Below are 21,394 nucleotides of genomic sequence, written 5' to 3' on the forward strand. Positions count from 1 at the left end.
GGGGGCGGCCCCGGGCCGGAGCGGCCCCAGCCCCGCCCCCGCCCGGCGGGGGGGGCCCCCGGGGGGGCCCCCCCCCCCCCCCGCCCCCCGGGGGGGGGGGCGGGCGGCCGGGGGGGGGGGGGGCGGGCGGGCCGCCGGCCCCGGCGGGGTGAGGTCCGCCGGCCCGTTCCCCGAGGGGGCGGGCCGGTCGTGGGCGGGAGCCACGCGGACCGGGGTGCCGACCGGGGTCATCCCACCCTCACCGACTTGGAGGTGGCGCTGCCGTTGGTGTAGCCCGACCGCTTCGCGGTGATCTTGAGCGCGACGCGGTGCCCGCGGTCGGCCTTGGTCAGCACGTACGTGGAGTGCGTGGCGCCGCGGATCGCCTTGCCGTCGCGCCGCCACTCGTAGCTGTAGGACGTGGCCGAGGGCTTCCAGCTGCCGGCCTTGGCGGTGAGCCGCTTGCCGGTCCTGGCGGTGCCGCTGATCGTCGGCAGCTTGGTGTTCTTCAGGGCCGGGCCGACGCCCACGGTCACCGCGGGGCTCGTCGCCGCGGTGCTGCCGGTGGTGTTCTTCGCGGTCACCCGGCAGGCGACCTTGTGCTTGTAGTCGCCGGAGGTCAGGCCCCGGGTCTTCGCGGTCGCGCCGCTGACGACCTTGTTGTCGCGCAACCAGGCGTACGCGTACGAGGTCGCCCCGCCGAACGTGGCGGAGCAGGTCACCGCCCCGGCGACCTTCACGGTGCCGGTCACCTTCGGGGCCGTGACGACGACCGGGGGCTTGACCTTGACGGTGTACGGGAGCGCCGCGGAGACCGACGGCTTGTACGCCGCCGCGTCGTCCGGGGTGAACGCCGCGCTCAGCGCGTGGGTGCCGACGCCCAGGGCGGTGGTGGTCAGCGACGCCGCACCGTTCGACACCGCGACCGGGGAGCCGATCTGGGTCGCGCCGTCCAGGAAGCGGACCGAACCCGCGGCCGCGGCGGGGGCCACCGTCGCGGTGAGCTTCACCGCGGCGCCCTGGACCACCGGGCTCGCCGGGGAGGCGGCGAGGGTGGTCGTGGTGGCGAGCTGGGTGGGGGGCGGGGTGCTCTGGTACGTGGTGTTGGAGGTGAACCAGATGGCAGAGGTGAAGTCGCCGAAAGTGTCCGCCCCGAAGGCCTTGCGGCAGGTCAGGGTGAAGTCGTAGCGGCCCTTCAGCTCGGTGAAGCCCGCGTCCTTCGCGTAGTCGCGCATCGTCTGCATCAGCGGCACGGTGAACCCGCCGCCGGGCACCGCCGGGTAGATGGCGATCTCCGAGTTGCCCACCACGTTCTGGCCCTCGGCCGGGAAGCCGGCGCCCTTCACCTTGACGATGAGGTTGGTCGCCTCCTCGGGGCAGGGCCCCGACGTCGTGAGCGACATCCCCGACACGTCCGTGCCGGTGGCCGGGGCGACCTCCATGGAGCCGATGACGTCGGCCCTGGCGGTCCCGGCGGCGGCGACGGCGATGCCGCCCGCGGCGATCGCCGAGGCGAGCACGAGCGACAGTCGCCGGCGTACGGTGGTGATCTTCATGGTCGTCTCCCGCCGTCTCAGTCGTTCGAGGAGTCGGTGAAGGACAGCAGACCGCGGCGGCGGGCCTGCCGGACGGCGATCGTGCCGGCCGCGACCAGGGCGGCCGCGAGGGCGGCGAGCCAGCCCGCGTCGGCGCCGGTGGCCGCCAGCGAGTCGTCGTCACCGCCCGAGGCGCCGCCGTCGACCTCGGTGGAGATGTCCTGCGAGTCGCCGCCCGTCGTGTCGTCACCCGTGTCACCACCGGTGGTGTCCGTGGGCCCGTCGGTGTCCGTCGGCTCGCCGGTGTCGGTCGGCTCGCCGGTGTCGGTCGGGTCCGTCGTCGGCGTGGGGCTGTCCGTCGGCGTGGTGGTGTTCGTCGGGGTGGTGCTCGGGGTCGGCGTGGGCGTCGGGGTGCCGCCCGCGGGGTCGGTGTCCTGGTAGGTGGTGTTGGTGGTGAACCAGATGGCGGTGGTGAAGTCGCCGTACGTGTCGGCCCCGAAGGCGTTGCGGCAGGTCAGGGTGAAGTCGTAACGGCCCTTCAGCTCCTTGAAGCCCGCGTCCTTCGCGTAGTCGCGCATCGTCTGCATCAGCGGCACGGAGAAGCCGCCGCCGGGCGCCGGCTGGTAGATGGCGATCTCCGAGTTGCCCACCACGTTCTGGCCCTCGGCCGGGAAGCCCTCGCCCTGCACCTTGAGGATGACGTTGGCCGCCGCCGCGGGGCACGGCCCCGAGGTGTCGAACGCCATCCCGACGGTGTCCGAGCCGGTGGCCGGGGTCACCTTCAGCGTGCCGATGGTGGCCGCGTGCGCGGAGGTCGCGGCCATGATGCCCACCGCCCCGCCGGCCAGGACGAGCGAGCCGAGTGCGGCCGCGGTCGAGCGGTGCAGGCGTGTGAAGGACACTGTCTTTCTCCTCTTGTCTTGCTTGGTGAATGGACGGGGTGGCGGGTGCTCAGGCGGACGTGTCCGCCCGCGCGGCACGTCCCCTGCGCCCCCGCACCCACTGGGCGGCGCCCGCCAGGAGCACCAGGAAGGCGACCGCGAAGCCGCCGAGCGACCAGGCGATGAGGGAGCCGTGCGCGTCCCCGGCCGGGTCGGCCGAGGCGGCGTTCACGACCCCGGTGACACCGCCCTGGGCGGGCGCACCGGAGGCGTCCGGGGAGGCCGGGGGCACGAGGCCCTGACCGCCCTGGCCGTCGGCCGGGGCCGTCCGGCCCAACCCGCCGGGGGCGGACGACCGCCCCGGACGTGCGGTGCCGCCCGGCTGAGCGGAGGTTCCCGCCGTGGGCTTCTCGGGGGTGGCCCGGGTGCCGTCCGTGTAGGTGGTGCCGGAGGTGAAGCGGAGCGAACCGGTGAGGTCCCGCAGGCTCTTGAGGCCGAAGGGGGCCTCCAGGCAGCTGACGGTGAAGGTGTAGGTGCCGCGCAGGGTGCTGAAGCCGGCGTCGTGGGCGTAGTCCTGCATCGTGTAGGTCAGCGGGATCACCAGCCCGCCGCCCGGTGCCGAAGGGTAGGCGCCGATCTCGGAGTTGCCGACGACGATCTTGCCGTCGCGGGGGAATCCGGCGCCCTTGACCCGGGCGATGACGTTCCGCGTCCCGTCGGGGCAGGGACCGGCGGCGGTCAGGGTGATGGGCTCGGCGGCGCTGCCGTGCCGCGGCGCGACCGTGAGGTCGCCGGGCGCCGCGGCGTGGGCCGCGGGCGCGGCCGCCCACAGCGAGAGGGCGGCCAGCACCATGGCGACGGGAGCGGAGGCGCGCGAGACGGGGGCCGGCTTCTTCGGCGCGGTCCCGGCGGTGCGAGCGGCGTCCGGACGCGGTCCGCGGCGGCGGCGCCTGCGGCGGATCCACCATGCGACGGCCACCGCGGCGACGGCCGCCAGGACGGCGAACAGGGACCAGGGCACCGCCCAGAAGCCCTGGGAGCGGGTCAGGCTCGGCAGGTCGGGGATCGCGACGTCACCGCGCACCGAGACCGCGTCGACCGAGACGGTGGTGGTGTCCCGCACCGTCGGCAGGACGCCGGTGGCCGTGACGCTGATCCTCAGCGCGTTGCCCGGGAGGACCTCGGCGAGGTCGCGCGAGCCCTTCACCGTGGCGATGCCCCCGAACGCGTCGCGGACGCGGACCGTCTGCTCGGCGGCCAGTCGGACGTTGCCGGTGTTGCGCACGGTGTACGACACCGTCGCGGTGCCGGTCCCGAAGGGGTTGGCCGTGCCGTGGTAGTCGGTGTGCAGGTCCTCGACGGCGAGCAGCGGCCTGAGTTGGCCGGCCACCCGCAGGTACATCCGGGCGCCGACGCGCTGGTCGACCTGGACCCGGTCGCCCTTGGCGCCGGTGCGCACCGCGGACAGCGACGCGACGATGCCGGCGGGGTGGTCGCCGGGGGTGACCGTGCGCGGCACGGTCAGCGTGAAGGGGACGATGACGCGGGAACGGGCGGCCACGGTCACCCGGGACCTGCCGAGCTTGATCCAGGTGCCGGCGTCGCTGGACCTGGCGGCCCGGGCGAGCAGGTCGAAGCCGCCCTCGGCGGAGTTGATGGCGTCGGCGGCGTAGACGCTCAGCGTCAGGGGCTTGGCGCTGTAGTTCCAGATGGCGATGTGGTCCCGGATGACGGCACCCGGGGTCACGCCGTAGGAGTAGTTGGGCCGGCCGTCGGGCTTGTCGGCCGTGGACGGCTGGACGCCGAAGGTGGTGCGCCCGTTCGGGCCCGCGCCGGGTCGTGCGGCGGCCGCGTGCGGGGCGGCGGCCTGCGGGGCGGCGGCCGACGCCGTTTCGGCGGCCGGGAGTACGGCGAGGACGCAGGCGGCCAGGACGGCGGCGATACGGCGGGCTGATCGTGTGATCATGTCAGGTCGTCCGATCGGGCGCGGGTGGGACGGGGTGGTGCGGGACGTGCTTGCCGGGACGGGCATCGCTGCCCGTCCCGGCCCGGGCCGGACCCGGGGGCGTCACCGCCCCCGGGCCGTCCGCCGGCTCAGATCGCCGTGAGGGTGAGGGTCGCGGTGTAGGTGCCGGCCGCGGTCGAGGTCGGCACGTTCAGGGAGAGGCCCGCACCCAGGTGCGCGGTACCGAGGCCGGTACCGGTGGCGAGGGAGCGGGAGGACTTCAGGCCGCCCTGGCCGGCGTCGCCGGGGGCGACGCCCTGCGTCGCGGGGACCGCGGAGCCGGCGGTGACGGTCTGCGCCGGGGCGTGGTCGACCACGTCCGGCGTCCAGCCCAGGTTCTGGCCGTTGATGGCGTGCGTGCCGCCGTCGGAGAAGTCGGTCACCTGGCCGCTGACGCTCCAGCCGGGGTTGCCGGCGCGGGCGTCGGTCAGGGTGACCGTGTTGATCCCGCCCGTGGTGGTCAGCAGGTCGCCGTCGGCGTTCAGCACCGGCGACGGCAGCGTGACGTGCGGGTTGTCGACGCTGATGACCAGGGCGCCGGACTCGACGGTCGTGGTGATGTCCTGCGAGGCGGAGACGCCGGCGAAGTCACCGATCAGGTACGGGACCGCACCGGAGCCGGAACCGGTGTAGGCCGCGCTGTTCGCCGGGACGAAGGTCGCGGAGAAGCTGTGCTCGCCCTTCGCCAGGCTGCTGGTGGTGTAGGAGGCCTGGCCGCCCGAGACGGGGACGGTGGCCAGCGTGGTGGTGGCGCCGCCCACGGTGTCCTGGAACTTCACGGAACCGGCCGCGGCGGCGGGGGTGACCGTGGCGTTCATGGTGACCGGGCTGAACTGCGGCGTGGTGTCCGACGGCGAGATGGCCAGCGAGGTGGTCGTCGCGGTCGCCTGCGGTGCGTTCACCTTGTACGCCACCGCGGTGGAGGCGGACGGGTTGTAGGCGGCGCCGGCCGGGGTGAACTCGGCGGTCAGGTCGTGGTCGCCCGCGGCCAGGGCGTTCGTGGTGAGGACCGCGGTGCCGCCGGAGACGGCGACCGGGGAGCCGAGCGCGGTGCCGTTGTCCTTGAACTGCACCTTGCCCTCGGCGGCCGCCGGGGCCACGTCCGCGGTCAGCGTGACGGTCTCGCCCTCGATGACCGGGCCGGCCGGGGAGACCGCGAGGGCGGTGGAGGTGTCGGTCTTCACGCTCGGGTCGGTGTTCTGGTACGTCTCGTTGGACGTGAACCAGATCGATCCGGTGAAGTCGCCGAAGTTCGAGGAGCCGAAGGCCAGCCGGCAGGTGACCTTGAAGGAGTACTCGCCCTTGAGCTCGTTGAAGCCGGCGTCCTTGGCGTAGTCGCGCATGGTCTGCGTCAGCGGGACGATCATCCCGCCGTCACCGGAGATCGGGTAGATGTCCTTCGACGCGTTGCCGACGACGGTCTGGCCCTCGGACGGGAAGCCCGAACCGGTCACGGACACGATGACGTTGGTCGCCTCGTCGGGACACACGTCCGAGGTGGTCAGTGCGATGCCCGTGGTGTCGGTGCCGGTGGCCGGGTTGAAGGTCACGGTGCCGATCTCGGCGGCGTGCGCGGCCGGGGCCGCGATCAGGCCCGCCGCGCAGGCGGCGACCAGGCTCGCGAGACCGCCCGCCAGGGCCCGCGAGAGCTTGTTCTTGAACACGTTCGTGTTCTCCCTCTTCGGAGGTTGCGGAAGTGACGGAGACAGCAGGGCGTGGATCAGGGGGTCTGCTTGCTGGTGTCACCGCAGTTGGCGTTGGCGGCGAAGCCGTAGGTGTTGATCACGTCGGTCTTCTGGCAGATCAGCGAGTTGGAGCCGACGAAGACCGTGCTCCACGGCGCGGTGCCGACCTTGCTGGTCGGGATCACGTTGTAGACGTCGCGCTTCACACCGAAGCTGCTGTTCAGCACGGTCGGCGCGATGCCGTCGATGGTGCCGAGGACCGCCTTGCCGCGCAGGTCCGCGATGGTCTGCGTGGACTGCGAGTTGTACTGGGCGATGGAGAACGGCACGATCGACTTGTCGTCGAGGATGCGGCCGTCGTGCTCCTGCACCGGGTTGCCGCCCTTGGCGTCCTTGATGCAGGGGTAGACGCCGTTCTTCACGTCGGTGTCCGAGATGCCGACGGTGGACTCCCAGAAGTTGCGCGTGCCGGAGCCCGCCTGCGGGAGGTAGGCCGTCATGGTGAAGTTGGGGGCGGTGCCCACGTAGTCCTTGTTGCAGGTGTAGATCTGCTTCAGGTCGTTCAGCGTGAGCTTGCGCGGGATCTGGCTGGAGCCGGTGATCGCGTAGGTCACGCCGTCCACGGCGAACGGGACGTAGGTGAGGTCCGGGTCGACGGCGCCCAGGCTGAGGCTGGAGGACCGGGCGAAGTCCAGGCAGTTGTCGCCGGCCTGCAGGGAGGCGACCAGCGCGTTGCGGCCGGCACCCGAGCCGTTGGGGCGGTCGATGGTGCAGGTCGTGCCGCTCTTGGTGGTGATCTTCGCCGAACCGGTGGCGTCGTAGGAGCCGATCACCTTCTGGCCGCCGATCGTGATCGACTGGGCCATGCCGTTCATGACGTCCTGGGTGGTGTCGGAGCCCACACCGGACAGCTGGCGGAAGGCCGGGGCGCCGGAAGGGTCGGCGACGGCGACGCTGCCGCAGACGGTGCCGGTGAGCAGACCGGCGGCACCGATGACGGCCACTGCGAACTTGCGCTTGTTCACTTGCGTTTACCTCTCGGATAGGCTTGCGCCGGGTGGTGCCCGGCACGGTTGTTTCAGACAGTTCGTTGGCGCGGACCTGTCGTGGTCTCGGGTTCGGGCATCACCCCCTCGGCTCTCGGCCGGACGTGCCCTTGGCGCGCCAGGTCCGGAGACCTGCCGCGAGCCGCGGCGCCACCCTCGGCAGGAGGGGGCCGCAGACGGCTGCGACGAGCCCGGCGACCAGGGCGATCAGGAGGACGTAGCGCACGGCGCCCAGCGCCCACTCCGGCGTGCGGGACAGCGGGACGTCGGCCGCGACGGGGACCGGCGGCGGCGAGGCGGTCACCTGGGCCGCCGGCGGGTCCGACGGGGACGGCGTGGAGGACGGTGCGGTGCCGACGGTCTGCCCGCCACCACCACCCGTGCCGCCCGACGCGTTCCCGGCCTCCTCTTCCCCCTCGGGTGCGGAGGGTCCCGACCGGGACACGATGGCGTCGGCGGCGGACTCGGCCCGCTCGCGCAGCGACGCCGGCAGCGGGGCGTAGCCGTCGGGGAGAGTGCCGGCGGTCACTCCGGGCGCCTGGCCCTTGCCGACGGCGTACCGCAGCAGCGCGGCGTAGTCCCGGCCCTCCTGTTTGCTGAGCCGCTCGGGGACGGTGGCCGCGTAGGTGAGGAGCGTGAGCGGGTAGGCGTCCTTGGCCGCGGCCCTGGGGTCGCTCACCAGGACCCCGCTCACCGGGCCCGGCTTCATGGCCTTCTGCGCGGCGAGCATGCTCGCGTCGGTGGGCGCCACGAAACCGCCGGAGGCGTTCTGCAGCTTCGCCGTGACCAGTCCGTACCGCCGGGCGGTCGCGGTGTCGGTCACCGCGAGGATGGCCCGCCGGCCCGCCGGCTGCGGAGGGTCCTTCTTGTAGGCGGGCGGCAGGCTGGTCGGGTCCCAGTTGCCGCGGGCCAGCGTGTCGCCGCGGGCGGCGGAGCGGGCCGCGTTGTGCAGGTCGGTCGCGTAGGGGTGCTTGTCCAGGACGCACAGCGGCTGGTCCGGGTGGTCCGTGAACTGCTGGCAGTACGGGTCGCTCTTCGGGAAGCCGTCGACGGGCAGGTCCACGCTCTTGTAGTGCGGGTTGACCGTCATCCCCGAGAAACCCGGATCGCCGTGGCTGCCCTGGTCGTCGGGCGTGCCGTCGAGGAACTCCCGCGCGGCGGGATCGCCGTCGACCCACTGCCACAACTGCGAGGTCGCGTCGGAGAGCGGCTGCGGCACCAGCGCGTCACCGAGGGAGCCGAGGAAGTCCAGGTCCTCGTAGCTGGGGTTGTACTTGATGAACTCCGGGTCGTGCCCCAGGTTGTACGGGTTCTTCGCGGTGCTCTCGGCGAAGCGCGAGTTGCCGTCCTGGTACGACTCGGTGAGGAGTTTGGCGACCAGCCGTGGGGTGAGGTTGAGCGAGCTCAGCCGGTTGCCGTTGCGCGCGCGGACCTCCTCGGAGGCGGAGGACTTCGCGCGGCTCTCGATGAAGAAGCCGAGGGTCAGCCCGGACAGGGTCACCGGCGCGTAGACGGGCTTGGCGTCCGGGGCGAACGTGGACGGATCCGCCGCCTCGTTGAGGAACACCATGCCCGGCTCCTCCGTGGCCAGGTTCTCCCGGGCGCCGGCGTCGCCCGCCTGCGAGAAGCCGTAGATGGTCTTGTTGCCGGTCCTGCACAGGGTGGGCTGCCAGCGGTGCACGGCCTCGGCGGCGAGCTCGGTACCCAGGGTGGGACGCTCGGCGGCCCCGATCGGGCAGTAGGTGCCGGCCCGCTCGAAGCGCAGCGGGAAGACCAGGCGCTCCTTCCAGTTCGTCGCCGACAGCGGCGAGGACTGCAGCAGGCCGTCCGACTGCGACCGGTACGCAGTCCCGTCGACCTCCGTCTCACCGCGCGGGACGACGACGAGCCAGCACGAGCGCGCGCCCGTCTTCCCCTTCGGGACGTCGCCGCAGCCGAGACCCGGGGCCTCCGCCGCGGTCTGGACCTCGAAGTACACCTCCCCGGTGCCGTTGGAGCCGGTGCGTGCGTAGGGCACCTCGTTGGTGGTGTTCGAGTCGAAGAACTCGTTGGTGTTGCCCTTGTCGAACACGTCCCCGCTCACGGCGCGGAAGGGCGCGAACGAGATGTTGCTGCCCGGAGCGGGCGCCGGCAGCGTCTGCGCGGGGTCCTTGAGGCGTCCGTAGCTGAGCTGCCGTGTGTTGGTCCACGCGCCGGCCGCCTGCCCGCCGGTGCCCGCGCCGAGGTCGGCCGAACCGCCGAACTGGCACTGCTCGGGGCTCGGTCCGGAGGGGTCGTCGCCCCAGCACTGCATGATCTGCAGGTAGTCGGCGGGGTACTTGCTGTCGTCGACGGTGGGGACCGCGCCCTTCCAGGTGATCTTCACGACCTGGTTGACCAGGCTGCTCGTCTGGTCGACGGTCACCTTGAGGCCGGCGAAGTCCCCCTTGCCGGAGACGGTCATCGCGGAGCCGGAATCGGCCTGCGGGACGGTGGCCGGCGCGGCCGCCGCGGCCATCATCAGGGCGCAGGCGACGAGCACGGCACGGTGTGCCGCCCGGCGGAAGCGCGAGGGGATCACGACCGCCTCCGCTTCGTGTTCAGCAGCGACGTGAGCAGCGGGGGCGCGACCGTCAGCGCCAGCAGCAGCACCGCGGCGAGCACCATCAGGGCGGTGCGCGTACCACCGCCGATGCTGCTGGAGGTGGTGACCGACGTGGCGTACGCCCCGTCGTCGCCGGTGGCCGGAGCGTCGTTCGCGATCACCTGTCCCGTGTCCGGGTCGACCGAGGGCGAGGCGCTCGCGTCGGCGCCGCCGGACGACGTGCCGCCCGGGCTCCCCCCGTTCGCGCCTGCGGAGGAACCGCCCCCGCTGCCGTTCGTGCCGCCGTCGGTACCGCTGCCAGAACCGCCGGACCCCGAGCCGCCCGAGGAACCGGAGCCCCCGTGGACCGTGGTCGGGGTCTTGTTGCCACCGGTGCCGGTGGCGCACTGGCCGGCGCCCTGCTTGTCGCAGTCCGCCGGGTAGGGCGCCTTCTTGGCCAGGGTGTTGGTGCCGTCGGTGGAGAAGGTGGGGTTCTGGCAGTTCTTGACGTCGATGGACTCGACGTCGACCCCGGGGATCCTGCGCACCTGGGCGAGACCGGCCTTCACCAGGTTGATCGGCAGTGGGGAGAACCCGAGCTTGCCGACGCTCTTCTGGCCTTCGCACAGGAAGTAGTACGCGAACGCGCCGAGGGTCCTGCCCTTCAGCTCGCTGAAGTTGTTCTCGGCCCTGGTGGGAATGATCATGTAGCTGTAGCTGGACAGCGGATAGGTCCGGCGGTCGGTGTCGTTGTAGACGCCGTCCAGCTTCTGGGTGAGCGTCTTGTCGTCGATCTGCGCCTTCAGCAGCGCCACCGCCACGTTCTTGTCGGTCGGCTCGACGTAGTAGCCCGCCTTGTTGAGCACCTTGACCACCGGGAAGTGCGTGGTGACCTTCGCGTAGGAGTACTCGACGTAGGTGATCGTGCCGACGTTGCGCTGCGCGGCGACGTAGCCGGAGACGCCGTTGGAGCCCGCCTGGGCGACGACGGGGGATCCGGAGATCTTGGGGTAGATGGACGTCGTGCCGCACGGCGTGGTGCGGCCGGCCTTGCGGCAGTAGTCGTCCCACAGCCCGCCGTACTGCTTGGCCATCCAGGTCGTGAACTGCGCGGTGGTGCCGGAGCCGTCCGAGCGGACCACGGGGATGACCGGACGTGCGGGCAGCGAAGCCGCGAGCGCCGGGTTGTCCTTCTTGATCGCCGGGTCGTTCCAGGTCTTGATGACACCGGTGAAGATCTTGGTGATGACCTCGCCGGACAGCCGCAGGTTGGTCACCTGCCGGTTGCCGATCTTGAGGTTGTACATGAACGAGGTGCCGCCGGCCACGATCGGCATGTACGCGTACTTGCGGCGCGGCGGGGTGTCGACGACACCCGAGTCCTTGATGCCGTAGGGGATCTCGGAGACGGCGAAGTCGACGGTGCCGTTGCGGAACTGGTTGCGGCCGTCGGAGGAGCCGGTCCCGTTGTAGGTGACCTTCATGTTGTACTGCTGGACGTTGGCCGTCCACTGGTCCATGGCGTTCTGGCTCCATGTGGAGCCGGCGCCCGCGATCGGGACGTACGTCGCGGCGGACGCCTCCTCGGCGACCGGCAGCGACGCGCCGAACAGCAGCGCCGCCAGCATCACGGCGAGGGCGGTCAGGACTCTGACGCGGGGACGTTCGGAAGATGCCGGACGTGCTCCGGGCATGACGGGTGGCTCCTGATCGGTGCGGTCGGTGCCCTGCGTGCGGGCGGGGTGGGCGGTCACGGCTGGGTCCCGGCTGCGGCTGCGGCCTGCGCGAGCGGATCCGGACGGCGGCTCATGCGTTCCGCGTCACGGCGGGAGGCCAGCACCCGCCGGTGCTGCTGGCCGCGGGACAGCTCGCCCGGGCCGCGGCCGCCGAGGACGCGGGCCAGCAGGAACAGCAGCAGCACGAGTGCCATCAGCAGCGCGGCGCATCCGAACCCGCGGGCGATCATGTTGGGCTGGGGAGAGGCCACCAACTGGAAGGTGGCCAGCGGCAGCGAGACCTGGGGTCCGCTCAGCGGGTCGGCGTTGAGCGAGGGGTTGGCTCCGGCGGTGAGCAGCACCGGGGAGGTCTCACCGATACCGCGGGCGGTGCCCAGGATGACCGCCGTCGTGAGCCCGGAGCGGGAGGTCGGCAGCACCACGGTCCAGATCGTGCGCCACTGTCCCGAACCGAGCGCGTAGGAGGCCTCGCGCAGGGAGCTCGGCACCAGGCGGATGACCACGTCGGCCGCGCGGATGATGATGGGCAGCATCATCACGCTCAGCGCGAGCCCGGCGGCGAGGCCGGACTTCTCGAAGTGGAGGATGAGGATCAAGGTGGCGTAGATGAACAGGCCCGCCACGATCGACGGCAGTGCGGTCATCGCCTCGACGACGGTCCGCACGAAGCGGGCGTAGGTGCCGGGAACCTCGTTGAGGAACACCGCGCACATCAGGCCCAGCGGCACGGTGATCGCCAGCGCGATGCCGATCTGCTCCAGGGTGCCGACCATCGCGTGCAGCACACCGCCCTCGCTGAGCGGTGCCAGAGGGCCCGTGCCCCCCATGTTCCGGGTGAAGAAGTTGAGGTGCGTCAGCGCGGGTCTGCCGCGGTACAGGGCGTATCCGACCACGAAGAGCAGGGCCAGCAGGAGCACCGTCGCCAGGCTCTGCCAGATCACGGCGGCGACCCGGTCGCGCACCGCGACGCGGTTCTGGTCGAGGGAGACCAGCACCGCGTACAGGCCGACGAACAGGACGTAGGCGACGACCACGAAGCCCAGCAGCGAGTCGAACGGGGCGATCCAGCCGAACAGCACGAACGCCAGGGCCACGGAACCGGCCAGTGCGCCGGCCAGTGCCAGCCGGTCCTCCGCCGTCACGGGCGAGGTGTTGCGGCGCACCTCCGGCACCGCGTCGTCCTCGCGGGTCGGCGTCGTCGTCCGCGGTGTCTTGAGGAGATCGGTCATTTCAGGCCTCCGCCCCCGCGCCCGAGCGGCTGCGCGCCACGATCGAGGAGGCGATGAAGTTGACGATGAGGGTCATGACGAAGAGGGCGAGACCCGCGGCCATGAGGGCCGACATGCCGAGTTCGCTCGCGGATCCGTAGCGGAGGGCGATCAGCGACGACACGGAGATGGCGCCGTTCTGCAGGATGTGCGGCTGGATCTCGAAGACCGGCGAGATGATCATGTAGACCGCGATGGTCTCGCCCAGTGCCCGGCCGAGGCCGAGCATCGTCCCGCCGATCACGCCGCCGAGCCCGAAGGGCAGGACGACGGAGCGGATCATGCCCCACTTGGTGGCGCCGAGGGCGAACGCGCCCTCGCGCTCGCCGGGCGGTGCCTGGGAGAACGCCTCACGCATGACCGAGCAGGCGATCGGGGTGACCATGAGCGCCACGACCATGGCGGCGATGAAGGTGGAGGACGTATAGACGGTCATGCTCGCGAGCGGGTTGTCGGGTTCGGCCCCGTTCACCTTGAAGATCGGGATCCAGCCGAAGTAGGTGGAGATCCAGCGGGAGAGTCCGACGACGTGCCCCTGCAGGAAGAACGCACCCCACAGGCCGTAGACCACGCTCGGCACCGCCGCCATGAGGTCGACGAGGCTGACCAGGAACCGCTTCAGCCGCCGCGGGGCGTACTCCGAGATGTACAGCGCCGTGCCCAGCGCCAGGGGCAGCGCGAAGCAGATGGCGACCAGGCCGATCAGCACCGTGCCGGTGAGCACCGCCGCGATGCCGAAGAGGTGGGAGTCGGGCTCCCAGGCGGTGGTGGTGAGGAACGAGAAGCCGGCGACGCTCAGCGCCTCCCAGGCGCGGTAGGTGAGGAAGAAGCCGACCAGCAGCATGATCGCGAGCACCGCGGCACCGCTGCCCCGGGCGACGGAGCGGAAGACGCGGTCGGCCGGCTCGGCGGACGACCGGATGTCGCGCGGCACGTCCTCGGTGGCGGGACCGGGCTCCGTACCGGTGAGACCGGGAACGAGGGAGGTCATCGCGCCACCGCCCCGACCCGGGGTCCGGCGGGTGCGGTGGCCGCGGAGGCCGCGGAGGGTGCGAACGGCGGAGCCTGCACGGCGGTCTCCCGCCGGGCCCGCCCGCTGCGGGGTTCGTCCGGCGCTTCTCGCGTAGACCGCGCGGGCGCCGATGCGCGCAGGCCGCGCAGCCGCGGGCGGTGGGCCGTGCCCTCGGTCATCTCGGCGACCGTGACCGCGGCCAGGAAGAGGCCGAGGTTCTGCTGGCACTCGCGCAGGCGGTGGTACGTCCGCCCGGACACGGCGACGTTCCTGCCGCCGAGTTCGACGCGCCACGTCCAGGTGCCGCCTGTGTCGGCCATGGACAGCTGTGCCCGGACCTGGCCGATCTGCTCGCGGAGCAGGAGCACGGCGGCCTGGCACTCCGCGAGGGAGGCGTAGGTGCCCGCGCTGCGGCCCAGTTCGCGGTTGTTGGCGCCGACCAGCCGCCAGCCGACCGCGGCGACCGGCGCCCCGGCCCGGTCGTGCCGGTCGTGCCGGTCACCGCGGTCGTGCCGGTCACCGCGGTGGTCACGACCGCGGCGGTCCTGGCCGTCGGGTCCGGCTCCCCTGTCGGGTCTCGCCGTACGCGACGAGCCCTCCGAGGAGGGCCCGGGGTCCTCCGGGCTCCCCGGTCCCGCTAGCGATGAGGCCTGTGGCAGGTACCTGCCACCAACATGAGCCGACATGTACAGAACGCGTGGCCGGACCATGGCGGCCGACCTCCCTCCCCTTCGCGCTGTTGCGCCCCAGGCCGAAAGACGTCCTCAGGCGGCACTGACAGTCGCGGCCCATGAGGGGGCTGCGCTCACGGAAGAGTGAAGGCCGAACGGAGAGAAGATGAACGAAACGTGCAGGTCCACGCGAGGTAATCGGGATCAGGGCATCGGTGACGCTCCGCACCGGAAAGGGGGCGCCAGGCGGGCGGTCCGACACGGAACGCCCCCGCGCAACCGCCCAGGGCGACCGGGACGGTCCGTCAGATGAGGGGACCCACCCGGGGTCACCGCACGTACGTGACGCTTTTCCGCCATTTCGCCGCTACCTGGCGGGTGTCGGGGGCGTATGCGGAACCTTCACGGAATCCACTCCCGCCCGCACGGCGACGGCCTCGGCGCGAAGCGCTCCCGGGTGCACCGTCGTTAGCCGGGTCGGCGGGCAGACCCGCCACCTGCCGCCACCGGTCCCGGCCGGGCGCCTGCGGGCACTGCGCGCCGTCCCGCCGGACGGACCCCGCGGTCGCATGCCGCGGGGTCCGGGGAAGGCGAAACGGAGTCACCGGTCGCCGGAGGGGAAGGCGGAGCGTGCCACGCGCTCACCCTCGGCGGCAGGGCGGGCCAGCGGTCAACTCGCCTTGCGCAGGACCTCGGTGACCTTGCAGTCGATCTCACCGGAGGCCGGGTCGCTCCCCTGCGCGCTCGTCTGCGCCTCGTCCCCTGCGGTCAGGCCGGTCGCGGTCGCGACGGCCTGGGCGATGCGCCGTCCGCCGCCGTCCACGAACTCGATGCGCACCTCGTAGTCGGAGGTCTGCGAGCTGTGGTTGGTGAGGGTCACCTCGGCAGTGGGCAACTTGCTGAAGTCGGCGAGGCCGCACGAGGTGACCTTCGCGTCACCCGGGGCCGGCTTCCCGCCGCCGCCCTCGACCGGGGACGCGCTGACCGCGGAGGAGTCACCCCCCGAACCGCCCTTGTCGTCCCCGGTCTTGAGGGCGAAGGCGACGCTGCCCCCCACGACGATGACGATGGCGATGATTCCGAAACCGATAATCTTCCCCGCCCCCGTCTTCTTCGGCGGCCGGCTCCAGTCCGGCTCCTGGGGCGGCGGGTAGTGGCCCGGTGGCGATGCGTGCGACGGCTGAGACATGGTGAACCCCCTGAGGCTCGGTTGTGAAGACACCGTGACAGAGCTTCACCATGCGCGCAGAGACAAAAGCTGTCTGTAATGTTGCCGTGACCGATCCGGTATAGATCATTCCTGATAGGTCTGCGCCAAGGGTCCGATCGGGCGGCCCGGAGCACCTCGGGGGTCCGCGGTCCCGCCCGGCCGGGCCCCACCGCCGGCTGGCCGACGAGGCGTTGGGCCTCGCCGGCCACCGGCTCGGTGGGAAGCGGCGGGAAGCGGCGGGACGACGGAACGGACGCCGTCGCCGTCCTTCGGCCAGGGAGGGACCCCGGAGAGGTCAGCCGGTCAGCCGGTCAGACCGCGGCGCGTCAACAGCGGCTCGATGCGCGGCGCACGGCCCCGGAAGCCCTCGAACGCGGCCATCGGGTCGACGCTGCCCCCGCGGGAGAGCAGTTCGCGGCGGAAGGTGTCGCCGTTCTCGCGCCGCAGGCCGCCGTTCTCCTTGAACCACTCCACGGTGTCCGCGTCGAGCACCTCGCTCCAGATGTACGAGTAGTACCCGGCGCTGTAGCCGTGGGCGAAGATGTGCGCGAAGTAGGTGCTGCGGTAGCGCGGCGGGATCGCGGGCAGCGCGAGCCCGGCCTCCTTCAGGGCGGCGGCCTCGAACTCCTCAGCGTCGCCGGGGTCGTGGCCGGCCGGGATGGTGTGCCAGGCCCAGTCGAGGACCGCGGCCGCCAGGTACTCCACCGTGCGGAAGCCCTGCCCGAACCGCTCCGCGGCCTCCATCCGGGCCACGAGTTCGGCGGGCATGGGCTCGCCGGTCTCGTGGTGGCGGGCGTAGTGGGCCAGCACCTGCGGCCAGCTCACCCACATCTCGTTGACCTGGGAGGGGTACTCGACGAAGTCGCGCGGGACGGCCGTGCCGGAGAAGAAGGGGTGCCGGACGTCGGAGAACAGGCCGTGCAGGGCGTGGCCGAACTCGTGGAAGAGGGTGTTGACCTCGTCGTAGGTGAGCAGCGCGGGCTCGCCGGCGGCGGGCTTGGCGACGTTGAGGTTGTTGACCACGACGGGCTTGCGGCCGTAGAGCGCGGACTGGTCGACCAGGCTGTTCATCCAGGCGCCGCCGCGCTTGGAGGCGCGGGCGAAGTAGTCGCCCAGGTAGAGGCCGAGGGGCGAGCCGTCGGCGTTGAAAACCTCGAAGACCCGGACGTCGGGGTGGTAGCCGGCGAGGTCGGCGCGCTCGGTGAAGCTCAGACCGTAGACCTGGCCGGCGGCGAAGAAGACGCCGTCCTTGAGGACCCGGTCCAGCTCGAAGTAGGGGCGCATGGCGGCGGTGTCGATGTCGTACTCCGCCTTGCGGACCTTCTCCGACCAGTACGTCCAGTCCCAGGCGGAGAAGTCCTCCAGCCCGGAGGCGGCGGTCAGGGCGGCGGCCTCGCGCTCGGCGTTGGCGACGGCGGGCGGGACCAGACGGGCGAGCAGCGAGGTCACGGCCTCGGGGGTGCCGGCGGTCTGGTCGGCGACGACGTACGCGGCGTGGTTCTCGTAGCCGAGCAGGGCGGCGCGCTCGGCGCGCAGCCGGGCGATGCGGGCGGTGAGTTCGCGGTTGGAGGTCAGGCCGCGGCCGAGCGAGGCCTCCAGCAGACGGCGGCGCAGGGCACGGTCGTCGAGCGAGGCCAGTTCGGACTGGTTGGAGAAGTTCTTCAGGCTGAGGACGTACCGGCCGTCGTGGCCGAGGGCCGTGGCGTTGGCGGCCGCGGCGGCGACGGCGTCGGCGGAGAGCCCGGCCAGTTCGTCGGCGCCGTCGAGGACGAGGGCGGCGGCCTTGGTGTCGGCGAACAGGTTCTGCTCGAAGGCGGTGGAGGCTTCCGCGATCTCCGCGTTGAGCGCCCTCAGGCGCTCGCGGCCCTCCTCGGTGAGTTCGGCGCCCGCGCGGACGAAACGGGTGTGGTAGCGCTCCAGCAGCCGCAGCGCCTCGGCGTCCAGGCCGAGTTCCCGGCGGCTCTCGTACAGCGCCTTGACGCGGCCGTAGAGGACGGGGTCGAGGTGGATGGCGTCGGCGTGGGCGGCGAGGGCGGGGTTGATCCTCGCCTCGATCTCCTGGATGCCAGGACCGGTGTCGGCGCTCGCGCGGTTGAAGAAGACCTTCGACACGCGGTCCAGCAGGTCTCCGGAGCGCTCCAGGGCGACGATCGTGTTCTCGAAGCCCGGTGGTTCGGGGTTCGCGGCGACGGCCTCGGTCTCGGCGAGCTGCTCGGCCATCCCCTGCTCGAAGGCGGGGAGGTAGTGCTCCTCGCGGATGTCGGCGAAGGGCGGCAGCTCGTACGGGAGGGTGCTCGGGCTGAGGAAGGGATTCGTCGAGGTCACGCCACCGACCTTACGCCCGGTGCCTGCCGCCCGGACGTGGCCTTCCCTAGGATGCCCGGATGGCAGCTACGCGTACGGACGGCCGGGTGGAGCGCGGCAACCAGACCCGCCGGCTGGTGCTGGACCGCACCATGGCGATCGCCTCGGTCGAGGGTCTGGAAGGTCTGTCGCTGGGCCGGCTGGCGACCGAACTCGGGCTCAGCAAGAGCGGGGTGTTCGCCCTGTTCGGGTCGAAGGAGGAGCTGCAGCTCGCCACCGTGCGGGCGGCCCGCGAGGTGTACATCCGGCAGGTGGTGGAGCCGTCGCGGGAGCTGCCGGCGGGGCTGGCCCGGGTGTGGCGGCTGTGCGAGTCGTGGCTGGACTACTCGCGGCGGCGGGTGTTCCCGGGCGGCTGCTTCCTGCTGGCGGTGTCGGCGGAGTACGACGCGCGCAGCGGGCCGGTGCACGACGTGGTCGCCCAAGCCCGGCTGGAGTGGACGACCTACGTCGAGATCACCCTCGAGAAGGCCCGGCGGACGGGACAGCTGTGCGCCGACGCCGACATCCCGTTGCTGGCCTTCGAGCTGATCGCGCTGCTGGACACCGGCAACCTGCAGTCGGTGATCTTCGACGACGTCGCGGCCTACACCCGGGCGGGCACCGCCATCCTCAACCGTCTGAGGGCGGTGGCCGACGCGGACGCGGCCGAGGGGGAAGTCCCCCCGCTGCCCGCCCGGTTCGAGGGCTGAGGGGCACAGCTTCCCGCACCCGGACGGTTCCTCCGACAATCGGGGAGGCCGGTCATGCATCCGCCACGTTTGTCACCGTTACGCGGGCTTCGCGTCACAGATGATCAACAGCCCCTTCCGCCCTTGATCGCATGTCGTTGTCCCGGCGAGGCCGGCCACCCCCCGAGGCCGGCGCATGGGAGGTGCGTGGGAGATGACGGACCGGACCCTCTGGTCGTACGCCGAGATCGCCGCTCACATCCGGGTGCAGGTCGACACCGTGCGCTCGTACCGCAAGCACGGGCACTTGCCGCCCCCCGACATCGTGGAGGGCGGCAAGCCGTTCTGGTACGCGGACACCATCCGCCTGTGGAGCTCCCGGCGCCCCGGGAACCGCGGACGCCAGGAGTTCGGCTGACGTCGGCCCGGCCGCCGCTCAGCCCGAGCGGGCCGGCTCCGGCTCCGGGTCCGGTACGGGCTCCTCCCGTACAGGGGCCCGGCCGGGGCCCTCGCCCTCGCTCAGCCCGAACCGGTCGTGCAGCGCCCTCAGCGGCCGCGGCGCCCACCAGGTGGCCCGTCCGCTCAGCCGCATCACGGCGGGCACGAGCAGGGTGCGCACCACCATCGCGTCCATGAGGACGGCGAGTGCGATCCCGAGGCCCAGCATCTTGGTGTTGGCGATCCGCGAGGTGCCGATGGCCACCATCACCACCGCCAGGATGACCGCGGCCGCCGTGATGAGCCCGCCGGTGCGGCGCACCCCGAAGACGACCGCCGCACGGTGGTCACCGGTCCGGTCGTGCTCCTCCTTGATGCGCGACAGGAGGAAGACGCCGTAGTCCATCGAGAGCCCGAAGGCGACGCAGAACATCAGCACCGGCAGTGTGGTCTCGATGCTGCCCGTCGCGGTGAAGTCGAGCAGACCGGACAGGTGACCGTCCTGGAACACCCACACCACCGCCCCGAACATGGCGGTGAGGCTCAGCGCGTTGAGCAGCACGGCCTGCAGCGGGATGACCGCGCTGCCGGTGAGGAGGAAGACCAGCACCAAGGTCACCGCGGCGATCAGGGCGGCCGCCCACGGCAGGCGGTCGGCTATGACGTCCTTGGTGTCGACCAGCTGGGCCGCGGTGCCGGTGGCAGAGACCTTGAAGGGGGCGTCGACCGCCCGGATCCTGCCGACGAGGTCCTGGCTCGCCTCGTCCACCGACTCCGCCTCGGGCAGCACGGTGAGGTACGCCGCGCCGTCGGTGGCCCTGGCCGCCTCGGCCGGGCCGGGCTCGGCGGTCCGCCGGCCCTGCGCGTACTGGCCGGCCGGGCCGTCGACGACGACCACTCCGGGCAGCGCGGACAGCCTGCCGCTGTAGTCGCCGAGCTGGGCCTCGGTGGGACGGCCCTCGGCGAGCACGGTGATCTCTCCGCCGGGGTTGCCGGGGAACCCGTCGCGTATGTGCTGCTGCACGACGTGCGCCTCGGCCGTCGCGGGCAGCTGGCGGTCGTCGGCGGTGCCGAACTGCACCTGCAGGAAGGGCAGCCCGAGCAGGACCAGACCGGCGACCGTGCCGATCGCGAACAGCGGGGCACGGCGCATCACCAGGCGGGCGAGCCGCGCGTAGCCCGCGCCCGGCTCCCGTCCGGCCTTCCCGCTCCGCCGGCGCGACAGGAGACGGCGCAGGTCGAGGGAGTTGACCCGGTGGCCGAGCACCACCAGCGCGGCCGGCAGGATCACCAGCGCGGCGGCGGCCGCCAGCAGCACCACGGCGATGCCCGCGTACGCGAACGAGCGCAGGAAGTACTGCGGGAACAGGAACATCGCGGAGAGCGCGGCGGCCACGGTGAGGGCCGAGAAGAGCACCGTGCGCCCGGCCGTGCGCAGCGTGGCGCCCACGGCGGTCAGCGGGTCGGCCCCGGTGTCCAGCTCCTCCCGGAAGCGCCGCACGATGAACAGGGCGTAGTCGATGGCGAGTCCGAGGCCGAGGGCCGTCGTGAGGTTCTGCGCGAAGATCGAGACGTCCGTGAACGTCGTGATGCCCCGCAGCACGGCGTTGGTGCCCAGGATCGCCACGACGCCGACGCCCAGCGGCAGTACCGCCGCGACGGCGCTGCCGAACACCATGATGAGCAGCAGGAGGGTGATCGGCAGCGCGATGAGCTCGGCGCGGGCCAGGTCCTCCTGGATCGTGGTCTGCAGGTCGTGCCGGAACGCGGCCATGCCGCCGACCGTGACCTCCACCGCGCCGTGCCGTCCCCGGTATTCGGGGGCGATGCGCTCGACTGCCGCGGCGACGGCGTCGTCGTCGCCGCCGATCCGCGCGACGATCATGGCCTCGCGGCCGTCCTCGGCGCGCAGCGCGGAGGCCCGGGTCGTCCAGTACGAGGTGACGCCGGCGATGTCCTCGTCCGCCGCGAGCCGGCGACCGAGCTCCCGTCCCTCGGCCGCCACCTCCGGGGAGTCCACACCGGCGCCACGGCCGTCGACGAGGAGGATCAGATTGGGCTGCGAGTCCGGGAAGTACCTCTCCAGCGCGTCCGCCGCGTAGGCCGACTCCGAGCCGGGGGCTTCCCATCCGCCGCTGCGCAGCCGGTCCGCGACGCCGCTGCCCGCGACCACGGCGAGGGCGGTGAACAGCAGCGCCAGCAGCAGGGTGAGGCGAGGACGGGCGGTCATCGCCCGGGTCCAGCCCCCCGGCGGGCGCTCACGGTTGACATCCGACATGACAGAGGTGTCCCCTCCCCTGAGGAGCCGCCGTAAAATGGCGAACACGAGCGAT

The 21,394-nt window shown here is 72.3% G+C and carries 15 protein-coding genes; 2 read left to right on the forward strand and 13 right to left on the reverse strand.

Going from position 1 to position 21,394, the window contains the following annotated elements; translation table 11 throughout:
* Positions 1-227: 227 nt before the first annotated feature.
* The 12 genes from ACFYYN_RS38735 to ACFYYN_RS38790 form a co-directional block, all read right to left on the reverse strand.
* Positions 228-1,535, reverse strand: a complete 1,308-nt coding sequence (locus tag ACFYYN_RS38735) for an Ig-like domain-containing protein (protein WP_500549514.1) — start codon at positions 1,533-1,535, stop codon at positions 228-230.
* A 17-nt stretch (positions 1,536-1,552) separates the two neighbouring features.
* The gene (locus ACFYYN_RS38740; RefSeq protein ID WP_500549515.1) at positions 1,553-2,416 is read right to left on the reverse strand and encodes a hypothetical protein; all 864 of its coding nucleotides are present in this window, start codon (positions 2,414-2,416) and stop codon (positions 1,553-1,555) included.
* A 49-nt stretch (positions 2,417-2,465) separates the two neighbouring features.
* Positions 2,466-4,361, reverse strand: coding sequence for a hypothetical protein (locus ACFYYN_RS38745; protein ID WP_500549516.1), 1,896 nt, complete (start codon positions 4,359-4,361; stop codon positions 2,466-2,468).
* Between the two features lie 128 nt (positions 4,362-4,489).
* The gene (locus ACFYYN_RS38750; protein ID WP_500549517.1) at positions 4,490-6,064 is read right to left on the reverse strand and encodes an Ig-like domain-containing protein; all 1,575 of its coding nucleotides are present in this window, start codon (positions 6,062-6,064) and stop codon (positions 4,490-4,492) included.
* A 56-nt stretch (positions 6,065-6,120) separates the two neighbouring features.
* Entirely contained in the window at positions 6,121-7,110 is a 990-nt protein-coding gene (locus tag ACFYYN_RS38755; protein ID WP_500549518.1) for a hypothetical protein, read from the reverse strand.
* Positions 7,111-7,210: 100 nt separating this feature from the next.
* Positions 7,211-9,691: a hypothetical protein gene (locus tag ACFYYN_RS38760; protein ID WP_500549519.1), complete on the reverse strand. Its 2,481-nt coding sequence runs from the start codon at positions 9,689-9,691 to the stop codon at positions 7,211-7,213.
* Positions 9,688-11,388, reverse strand: coding sequence for a phosphate ABC transporter substrate-binding protein PstS (pstS, locus tag ACFYYN_RS38765; protein ID WP_500549520.1), 1,701 nt, complete (start codon positions 11,386-11,388; stop codon positions 9,688-9,690). Before pstS ends, ACFYYN_RS38760 begins: the two co-directional genes overlap by 4 nt.
* Before the next feature lie 56 nt (positions 11,389-11,444).
* The gene (gene pstA, locus ACFYYN_RS38770; RefSeq protein WP_500549521.1) at positions 11,445-12,659 is read right to left on the reverse strand and encodes a phosphate ABC transporter permease PstA; all 1,215 of its coding nucleotides are present in this window, start codon (positions 12,657-12,659) and stop codon (positions 11,445-11,447) included.
* Between the two features lies 1 nt (position 12,660).
* The gene (pstC, locus tag ACFYYN_RS38775; protein ID WP_500549522.1) at positions 12,661-13,689 is read right to left on the reverse strand and encodes a phosphate ABC transporter permease subunit PstC; all 1,029 of its coding nucleotides are present in this window, start codon (positions 13,687-13,689) and stop codon (positions 12,661-12,663) included.
* Entirely contained in the window at positions 13,686-14,396 is a 711-nt protein-coding gene (locus ACFYYN_RS38780) for a hypothetical protein (protein WP_500549523.1), read from the reverse strand. The genes pstC and ACFYYN_RS38780 overlap by 4 nt, the downstream gene beginning before the upstream one ends.
* A gap of 655 nt (positions 14,397-15,051) precedes the next feature.
* Positions 15,052-15,570 carry an FxLYD domain-containing protein gene (locus tag ACFYYN_RS38785; RefSeq protein ID WP_500549524.1) on the reverse strand — a complete coding sequence of 173 codons (519 nt, stop codon included), beginning with the start codon at positions 15,568-15,570 and terminating at the stop codon, positions 15,052-15,054.
* Between the two features lie 324 nt (positions 15,571-15,894).
* Complete coding sequence (locus ACFYYN_RS38790; protein WP_500549525.1) at positions 15,895-17,916, reverse strand: M3 family metallopeptidase; 2,022 nt, start codon at positions 17,914-17,916, stop codon at positions 15,895-15,897.
* Positions 17,917-17,975: 59 nt separating this feature from the next.
* Between ACFYYN_RS38790 and ACFYYN_RS38795 the strand changes: the two genes are divergently transcribed.
* Together ACFYYN_RS38795 and ACFYYN_RS38800 are read left to right on the forward strand one after the other, a co-directional pair.
* Positions 17,976-18,644, forward strand: a complete 669-nt coding sequence (locus ACFYYN_RS38795; protein ID WP_500549526.1) for a TetR/AcrR family transcriptional regulator — start codon at positions 17,976-17,978, stop codon at positions 18,642-18,644.
* 193 nt (positions 18,645-18,837) lie between these two features.
* The gene (locus tag ACFYYN_RS38800) at positions 18,838-19,041 is read left to right on the forward strand and encodes a MarR family transcriptional regulator (RefSeq protein ID WP_499511963.1); all 204 of its coding nucleotides are present in this window, start codon (positions 18,838-18,840) and stop codon (positions 19,039-19,041) included.
* An 18-nt stretch (positions 19,042-19,059) separates the two neighbouring features.
* Here ACFYYN_RS38800 and ACFYYN_RS38805 read toward each other — a convergent pair whose 3' ends face one another.
* Positions 19,060-21,339 (reverse strand): MMPL family transporter, encoded by a 2,280-nt coding sequence (locus tag ACFYYN_RS38805; protein WP_500549527.1) that lies wholly within the window; start codon positions 21,337-21,339, stop codon positions 19,060-19,062.
* Between the last annotated feature and the right edge of the window lie 55 nt (positions 21,340-21,394).

This window comes from Streptomyces sp. NPDC001902, from assembly GCF_042891295.1.
GTDB lineage: Bacteria > Actinomycetota > Actinomycetes > Streptomycetales > Streptomycetaceae > Actinacidiphila.

Excerpts from the sequence above, each read along its gene's own strand:
- ACFYYN_RS38735 (WP_500549514.1), bottom strand. The coding sequence starts at position 1,535 with ATGAAGATCACCACCGTACGCCGGCGACTGTCGCTCGTGCTCGCCTCG.
- ACFYYN_RS38745 (WP_500549516.1), bottom strand. The coding sequence starts at position 4,361 with ATGATCACACGATCAGCCCGCCGTATCGCCGCCGTCCTGGCCGCCTGC.
- pstS (WP_500549520.1), bottom strand. The coding sequence starts at position 11,388 with ATGCCCGGAGCACGTCCGGCATCTTCCGAACGTCCCCGCGTCAGAGTC.
- pstA (WP_500549521.1), bottom strand. The coding sequence starts at position 12,659 with ATGACCGATCTCCTCAAGACACCGCGGACGACGACGCCGACCCGCGAG.
- pstC (WP_500549522.1), bottom strand. The coding sequence starts at position 13,689 with ATGACCTCCCTCGTTCCCGGTCTCACCGGTACGGAGCCCGGTCCCGCC.
- ACFYYN_RS38780 (WP_500549523.1), bottom strand. The coding sequence starts at position 14,396 with ATGTCGGCTCATGTTGGTGGCAGGTACCTGCCACAGGCCTCATCGCTA.
- ACFYYN_RS38785 (WP_500549524.1), bottom strand. The coding sequence starts at position 15,570 with ATGTCTCAGCCGTCGCACGCATCGCCACCGGGCCACTACCCGCCGCCC.
- ACFYYN_RS38795 (WP_500549526.1), top strand. The coding sequence starts at position 17,976 with ATGGCAGCTACGCGTACGGACGGCCGGGTGGAGCGCGGCAACCAGACC.
- ACFYYN_RS38800 (WP_499511963.1), top strand. The coding sequence starts at position 18,838 with ATGACGGACCGGACCCTCTGGTCGTACGCCGAGATCGCCGCTCACATC.
- ACFYYN_RS38805 (WP_500549527.1), bottom strand. The coding sequence starts at position 21,339 with ATGTCGGATGTCAACCGTGAGCGCCCGCCGGGGGGCTGGACCCGGGCG.